Here is a 7,124-nt window from a genome sequence, read left to right as displayed (position 1 = left end):
CGGCTGCAGCTCGCCGTCCCGGCGGACCAGCGGCGTCGTCAGCCGCGCGTTCGCGTTGACGTAGCGGAACGCGAAGCGGCCCTTGTCGCAGTTCCACTCCTCGTTGACCGCGGGGTCCTCACCGGCGTTCCCGTGTACGCCGCGCTGAACCTGGTCTGGTCGCTGGTACCGGTCACCGGCGCGCCCGGGGCCGCCGACGTCGCCCTGCTGCTCGCACTCATGGCCGTGGGTGCACCCCTGGCGAGCGCCTGCGCGGCCGTGGTGACGCTCCGGCTGCTCACCTTCTGGATCCCCGCCGCGCTCGGCGCGCTGCTGTCCGCCGGGTTCGAGCACCGCCTGCTCACGTGAGCGACAGCGGGTTCGTCCACCGACGGGCCGACGTGTGGACGGCACTCGCCGCCGCCGCGGCCACGGCACTCGCCGCGTGGGCCGTGGCCGGCGGCACCGTCGGGCCCGTCGAGCGCGCCGTCTTCCGGTTCGTCAACGGCTGGCCCGACAGCCTGCGGCCGGTGCTCTACGTCTTCCAGCTGCTCGGCGTCCTCGGCACGCCGCTGGTCGTGGCAGCGGTCGCCCTGGTCCTGCGCCGCTGGCGGCTGGCCCTGGGGCTGGTATTGCTGGTCCCGGCCAAGCTCCTCGTCGAGAAGGAGGTGCTCAAGGCGCTGGTGCGGCGTGAGCGGCCCGGCACGACCATTCCCGGTGCCGACCTGCGGGACGTCCCGTCGGCCGGGCCGTCGTTCCCCTCCGGGCACGCGATCATCGCGTTCGGCATCGTCGTCCTGCTCGCGCCCTACCTGCGGCACCGCTGGCAGCTGCTGCTGGTCATCGCCCTCGCCGTCCTGAACTCGGTGGCCCGTGTGTACCTGGGCGCCCACGCCCCCCTGGACGTCGTCGGGGGCGCGCTCGCCGGGATCACGATCGGCGCGCTGCTGAACTTCGGGCTCGGCGTACCTCCCGGTTGCGGGAGAGCCCGGCGCCGCACACGGTAGGCACGCCGGGGGGCGCGTGCCCTCCGGCCCGGCCCACCCACAGGAGGAGCCATGGCGTCAGGATCGGCGACCGCGGACCAGGCAGCACCGGCGCGGCGGGACCGCACGCACTGGCTCTACATCGCGGTGATCGTCGCGGTGGTGCTCGGCATCGTGGTCGGCTTCGTCTTCCCCGACTTCGCCGTCGGCCTCAAGTGGCTCGGGACGGCGTTCGTCGGCCTGATCCGGATGCTGATCGCCCCGATCATCTTCTGCACGATCGTGCTCGGCATCGGCGCCCTCCGGAAGGCCGCCAGCGTGGGCCGGATCGGCGGGCTCGCCCTCGCCTACTTCCTGATCATGACGACGGTCGCCCTGGCGATCGGGCTCGTGGTCGGCAACATCCTGCACCCGGGGGCGGGGCTCGAGCTGTCCGACGAGCTGCGCGGCCAGGGTGCCGATCTCGCCGGCACCGCCGAGGAGAGCGGCGGCACCGTCGACTTCCTGCTCGGCCTGATCCCCACGACCCTGCTGTCCGCGCTGACCGACGGCTCGGTGCTTCAGGCGCTGCTGGTCGCCCTGCTGGTGGGGTTCGCCATCCAGGCGATGGGCAAGACCGGCGAACCGCTGCTGCGCGGGATCGGCCATCTGCAGCGGCTGGTCTTCCGCATCCTGGCGATGGTCATGTGGGTCGCGCCGATCGGTGCCTTCGGAGCCATCGCCGCGGTCGTCGGCGAGACGGGGCTCGACGCGCTCAAGAGCCTGGCCGTGATCATGATCGGCTTCTACGCCACCTGCGCGATCTTCGTGTTCGTCATCCTCGGGCTGATCCTCCGCATGGTCGCCCAGGTCAACATCTTCTCGCTCCTGAAGTACCTCGGCCGCGAGTTCCTGCTGATCCTGTCCACGTCCTCGTCGGAGACCGCCCTCCCCCGGTTGATCGCCAAGATGGAGCACGCGGGCGTGAGCCAGCCGGTCGTCGGGATCGTGGTGCCGACCGGGTACTCCTTCAACCTCGACGGCACCGCCATCTACCTGACCATGGCCTCGCTGTTCATCGCCGATGCGCTCGGCGACCCGCTGTCGATCAACGAGCAGCTGGGACTGCTGGCCTTCATGATCATCGCCTCGAAGGGTGCGGCCGGGGTCACCGGAGCCGGGCTGGCCACGCTCGCCGGCGGGCTCTCCGCGCACCGCCCGGAGCTGCTCGATGGCGTCGGCCTCATCGTCGGCATCGACCGGTTCATGTCCGAGGCGCGGGCGCTCACCAACTTCGCCGGCAACGCCGTCGCCACGGTGCTCGTCGCGACCTGGACCCACGAGCTCGACCGGGAGCAGCTGTCCGCGGCGCTGTCCGGTGAGAGCCCCTTCGACGAGGCCAAGATGATCGACGACCACGCCGAGGTCCGGATGCCCGACGACGACACCTCGAAGGACGTCGCCGGGGCGCCTCGCTGACCCCGGTTCGGGCCCGGCCCGCATCTCCGCACCCGCGGTCAGGGTTACATTTCGCGCACGTGGGAACGGCTCAGTCGTTCATTGGTGGCCCCGGACCCGGCGACCTCACCGAGGTGTGGGAGCTGCTGCCGTGGTCGACCGAATCGAAGCCGAGCCCATCGAGGGCCTCGCCGCCGAACGCACGGGTGCCGGTCCACCCCCGCCCCACGCCTCCCTCGTGGCCGGCCGGGAACGTCGGCGGGGCGCGTGGCGGTTCCCGTCCACAGGTGTGTCGGTGCGGGGAGTTCGTCAGGACCTGCGCCCTTTCCTCGCCCAGGCCGGACTCCCCGACCGGGACATCGACGACCTCGTACTCGCCACGTGCGAGGCCGCCGCCAACGCGATCGAGCATGCGCTGCAGCCGACGGAATTCTTCTTCGACGTACGGGCCGTGATCGAGGGGCCCGACGTGGTGATCGTGATCCGCGACTACGGACGCTGGAGAACCGGCCTGAGCACCCGGGGCAACCGGGGACGTGGACTGCACATGATGACGATGCTGGCCACCGTCACGCTCACATCCGGGCCCCGGGGGACGACCGTGACCCTGCGCCATCGGCGGAGCTGACTGCCGATCGTCCACGCTCACCGATAGCGTCTGCGCGGCCAGCGAACCGCCGGGGGCGCGGTCGGGCCGTTCTGGACGGCCACAGCTCGTCGGATGGCGTCGAATACGGTGGAAGGTGAGCGTGACGTCGGTCAGAGTCGCCGAGATCCTCTCCGCCGTCTGGGCGGATTCCCCTGACGGGTCCGGGCTGCCCACCGGCTTGGTCCACGCATGTGCCGGAGCCCTGCCGATCAGCGGCGTCGGACTCGCTCTGATGACCGAGCAGGGACCGGCCGGCACCGTCGCGGCCACCGACGGGGCGGCGCTCGAACTGGAGGAGCTCCAGTTCACGCTCGGCGAAGGTCCGTGCGTGGACGCCTCGAAGACTGGCCGCCCGGTGCTCCAGCCCGACCTCGCCTCGACCGCCCCCGGCCGCTGGCCGGCCTTCGCGAGTGGCGCGCTCGCAGCCGGAGTGGCGGCGGTCTTCGCCCTTCCGCTCCGGGTGGGTGCCATCCGCGTAGGTGTGCTGGACCTGTACCGGGCCTCCCCCGGCACGCTGGGCCCGGCGGAACTCACGGAGGCGCTGTCCTACGCGGACGCGGCTACGCTGCTCCTGCTGTACCTGCAGACCCGCGCCTCCGAATCCGAGCCGCTGCACGCGTTGGCCGTCCTGGACGACCGCGCGGAGGTCCACCAGGCGACGGGCGTCCTCTCGGTGCAGGCTGGAATCGGACTCGCCGAGGCGTTCGTGCTGCTGCGCGCCCGGGCCTACGCCGAGAACCGGCCGCTCGGCGAGGTCGCACGGGACGTGATGACCGGTTCCCTGGACCTCTCCGACGACCGCGACGACCGCGACGACCGCGACGACCATTCATGACACCGAGCGCCTCATCCGGACCGCACGCAGCTCGACCACACGGACAGCCCAGAACACGGGGCGGGCAGGAGCACACGATGGCGCGGGAACAACGCCTCGCAGAGGTCTTCGTCGAGCTGGCGGACACGCTGGTCGAGGAATTCGACGTCGTCGACTTCCTGCAGACGCTCACCGAGCGGGCGGTCGAACTCGTCGACACCGACGCCGCCGGTCTCATGCTCGACAACCAGCGCGGCGGTCTGCAGCTGGTCGCGTACACCGACGAGTCGAGCCGGCTGCTCGAGTTGTTCGAGCTGCAGAACCAGGAAGGGCCGTGCCTGGACTGTTTCGCGAGCGGGACGATCATCCCGAACATCCACCTGGACGGTGCCCGGACCCGCTGGCCGGTCTTCGCCGAGGCCGCGATGGGCCTGGGGTTCAGCACCGTGCACGCCGTGCCCCTCCGGCTCCGTCGTCAGGTGATCGGCGCCCTCAACCTGTTCAGCATCCGCCCGGCGGCGCTCACCGACGAGCACCTCGCCGTCGTCCAGGGCCTGGCCGACGTGGCCACGATCGGGCTGCTGCACGAGCGCGCCGTCCGTGACCAGGTGATCCTCGCCGAGCAGCTGCAGACCGCGCTGCACAGCCGCATCCTGATCGAGCAGGCCAAGGGCGTGCTCTCGGCCCGGGCCGGGATCGGCGTGGCGGCTTCCTTCCAGGTCATGCGGTCGCACGCCCGGCGGTCGGGTGTCTCGCTGACGACGGTCGCCGAGGGCGTCGTCGCGGGATTCCTCGGTCCGGCAGATCTGCAAGCGGCCGACGCCGTCCCCTGACCGGGCCGGCTCAGCCGCCGCCCGACCCGGCGCGCTCGTAGCGGAGCAGGACGACGCCGTTGCCGAAGGCCCGGGTCTCCAGCAGCCGGAGCCCGACCGGGCGCTCCGCCGGCCGGAACAACGGCGTCCCCTCGCCGAGCAGGACCGGGTGCACGTAGATCCGGTACTCGTCGATGAGGTCGAGCCGCCGGAAGGCATCGGCGAGCCGGGCACCGCCCACGGCCATGTCCCCGCCCGGCTGGGCCTGCAGGCGCCGGATCTCCGCCGGGTCGACGTCCCGGACCACGGTGGAGTTCCAGTCGGCGTGCTCCAGCGACCGGGAGAACACGACCTTCGGCATGTCCCGCCAGATGCGCGCGAACTCCGCCATCGGCGGCGAGCTGTCCGGGTCGGCGTCCGCGGTGGGCCAGAACTCGGCCATGAGCTCGTGGGTGACACGGCCGTCGAGGAAGGTGCTCATCGCGCCGAGCACGTCGTTGAACTCCTGGTGCACCTCGTCGTCCACCAGGTGCCAGTCGAGGTTGCCACCCGGCCCCTCGAAGAACCCGTCCAGGGACACCGACGTCATCTGCACGATCCGCCGCACCGTGGTCCTCCTTCGCACTCCGGGCCCCGACCCTAGGGGCAGTGCGAGGGGTCGACCGGCGGTGGCTACTGGACGGGCGCGTCCGGGGGCGGCAGCTGGTGGGTCAGCTGCTCGTCCACCGACGCGACCCCCTCGACCCCGGCCAGGGCCTCGCGGGCCCCGGCCGGCGCCGAGCCGGTGATCACGCCGATCCCGTCCAGGACCTGCGCGACCTCCATGCCGCGGGCCCGCAGGCCGGCGGCGACCTCCTGGATGGCGTGCTCGTCGTCGACGGTCACGCTGAGCTCGACCACGCGGTGAACGCTAGTCCGCCCGGCTCACTGGGGAGCCACGCAGAGACCGCTACCGACGTCGACCGACGGCTGCAGCAGCCGCTGGCTCTCCTGGCAGAGGGTGGCCCACAGTTCGAGACCTCGCCGCCCGGTCGCCTCGGCCCACAGCGCCGCGATCCCCGCCACGTGTGGCGTGGCCATGCTGGTGCCGCTGATCGTCCGGTACCTCGTGGGCAGCGGCCACGACGACAGGACCTGGAAGCCCGGCCCGGCGATGTCGACCTGTCCTCCGCGCGCCGGCAGGCTGCGGGCGGAGAAGAACGCCATGTTGAGCTGCTGGTCGAGGGCACCCACGGCCATGATCTCCGGGCTGTTCGCCGGCGTCCCGACGAACCCCACGTTGCCCGCGCGCCGGTCGGCGTTGTTGCCTGCCGCGGCGATGATCAGGCAGCCCTTCTGCAGGGCCCGGCGCCCGGCCGCCGAGTAGGGCGGGTGCGCCATCGCGACATCGGCGCCCAGGGACATCGACAGCACCGGGCACCGGTTCATGACCGCCCAGTTGATGCCGGCGAGGATGCCCGCGTCCGAGCCGCTGCCGGAGTTGCTGAGCACCTTGCCGGCGAAGATGTCGGCCTCGTAGGCGACTCCGTAGCGCGGCCCGGTCGACGGCGTCCGCGGGCCGCAGGACGTGCCGATGCAGTGCGTTCCGTGGCCGTGCCCATCCTGCGGGGGCTCCCCCGCGACGAAGGACTGCGCGGTGACGTTGCGGCCGGCGAAGTCCGGGTGGGCGGTGTCGAATCCGGTGTCCAGGACGGCGACCTTGATGCCCTTGCCCGACCGTGGCGACGAGGTGGCCTGCACCGCCTGGATGCCCCAGGTCGCCTGCGGGGTGTCGGCGAACATCGGCTGGGTCGCGTCGGCCATGAGAGCCGCGCTGTGCCCGTTGGTGTGGAGCAGGTGCTCGGCGAGGTCGGACACCCCGTCGCGGTAGGCCTGGGCGTACTCCAGGACGCTCTCGCGCAGCACGTGATGGATCAGCTCCGGGGACACCGAGAGCACCTGGCGCCCCGACGAGACGCCGGCCTGCAGCGTCGCCATCTGGGCGGCGTCGGCCGAGACGACGGCGATGCCGAGCTCGGCGAAGACCGTGGCGTCGGCCGACTGCAGGGTCTCGGCGGAGACGTCGCCGTCGGAGAAGTCGCGGGAGTCGGCGACGTTGGAGATGCCGGCGCCGCTCCAGTCGATGGCCGTGTCGTCGTCGGTGTCGGCGAAGACGACGATCTGTCGTCCGGTGGTCTCCGGCGGTCGCACCCCGCCCATCACGACGTTCCCGTTGTCCCCCGCAAAGCCGGTCAACCGTGGATCGATCATCGCTCCCCCTCATCGCCGAGATGCCGGATCCGCCCGGCGCGCCCCCGTCGACCGCCGGACAGGGCTGCCCGGCGGGACGAGCGTCTTCGCCCCCGTCGCCGGGCGCCAGATCCCAGCGTCCGCCGCGGAGCCGCGGCACCGGTACGCGGCGTTCCGTCACCGCACGGTCACGCGCGAGTGCGCTGCGGCGAGCGCTG

General features: G+C 72.0%; 9 protein-coding genes. 6 read left to right on the top strand and 3 right to left on the bottom strand.

Annotation, left to right across the window (positions count from 1 at the left end):
- Window positions 1-132 precede the first annotated feature (132 nt).
- The 6 genes from E4P38_RS22880 (at window position 133) to E4P38_RS09845 (ending at window position 4,698) form a co-directional block, all read left to right on the top strand.
- Window positions 133-348, top strand: a complete 216-nt coding sequence (locus E4P38_RS22880) for a hypothetical protein (RefSeq protein WP_167760514.1) — start codon at window positions 133-135, stop codon at window positions 346-348.
- Window positions 345-986: a phosphatase PAP2 family protein gene (locus E4P38_RS09865; protein WP_209309032.1), complete on the top strand. Its 642-nt coding sequence runs from the start codon at window positions 345-347 to the stop codon at window positions 984-986. Before E4P38_RS22880 ends, E4P38_RS09865 begins: the two co-directional genes overlap by 4 nt.
- 51 nt (window positions 987-1,037) lie before the next feature.
- Complete coding sequence (locus E4P38_RS09860; RefSeq protein WP_135131623.1) at window positions 1,038-2,423, top strand: cation:dicarboxylase symporter family transporter; 1,386 nt, start codon at window positions 1,038-1,040, stop codon at window positions 2,421-2,423.
- 130 nt (window positions 2,424-2,553) lie between these two features.
- A complete protein-coding gene (locus E4P38_RS09855) occupies window positions 2,554-3,030 on the top strand; it encodes an ATP-binding protein (RefSeq protein WP_167760513.1) in 477 nt (158 codons plus the stop codon).
- 121 nt (window positions 3,031-3,151) lie between these two features.
- A complete protein-coding gene (locus E4P38_RS09850) occupies window positions 3,152-3,886 on the top strand; it encodes a GAF and ANTAR domain-containing protein (RefSeq protein ID WP_135131621.1) in 735 nt (244 codons plus the stop codon).
- A 77-nt stretch (window positions 3,887-3,963) separates the two neighbouring features.
- Window positions 3,964-4,698 (top strand): GAF and ANTAR domain-containing protein, encoded by a 735-nt coding sequence (locus tag E4P38_RS09845; protein ID WP_135131620.1) that lies wholly within the window; start codon window positions 3,964-3,966, stop codon window positions 4,696-4,698.
- A 10-nt stretch (window positions 4,699-4,708) separates the two neighbouring features.
- Here the strand turns inward: E4P38_RS09845 and E4P38_RS09840 are convergent, their stop codons facing one another.
- From E4P38_RS09840 to E4P38_RS09830, 3 genes are all read right to left on the bottom strand, one after another.
- Window positions 4,709-5,284, bottom strand: coding sequence for a dihydrofolate reductase family protein (locus E4P38_RS09840; RefSeq protein ID WP_135131619.1), 576 nt, complete (start codon window positions 5,282-5,284; stop codon window positions 4,709-4,711).
- A 65-nt stretch (window positions 5,285-5,349) separates the two neighbouring features.
- A complete protein-coding gene (locus tag E4P38_RS09835) occupies window positions 5,350-5,577 on the bottom strand; it encodes a ketohydroxyglutarate aldolase (RefSeq protein ID WP_135131618.1) in 228 nt (75 codons plus the stop codon).
- Window positions 5,578-5,601: 24 nt separating this feature from the next.
- Entirely contained in the window at window positions 5,602-6,927 is a 1,326-nt protein-coding gene (locus E4P38_RS09830) for a S8 family serine peptidase (RefSeq protein WP_135131617.1), read from the bottom strand.
- Window positions 6,928-7,124: the final 197 nt, after the last annotated feature.

It is taken from the genome of Blastococcus sp. CT_GayMR16, from assembly GCF_004570875.1.
GTDB lineage: Bacteria > Actinomycetota > Actinomycetes > Mycobacteriales > Geodermatophilaceae > Blastococcus_B.
Note: the sequence above shows the minus strand (reverse complement) of the source record. Positions and strands in the feature narration are given on the sequence as shown.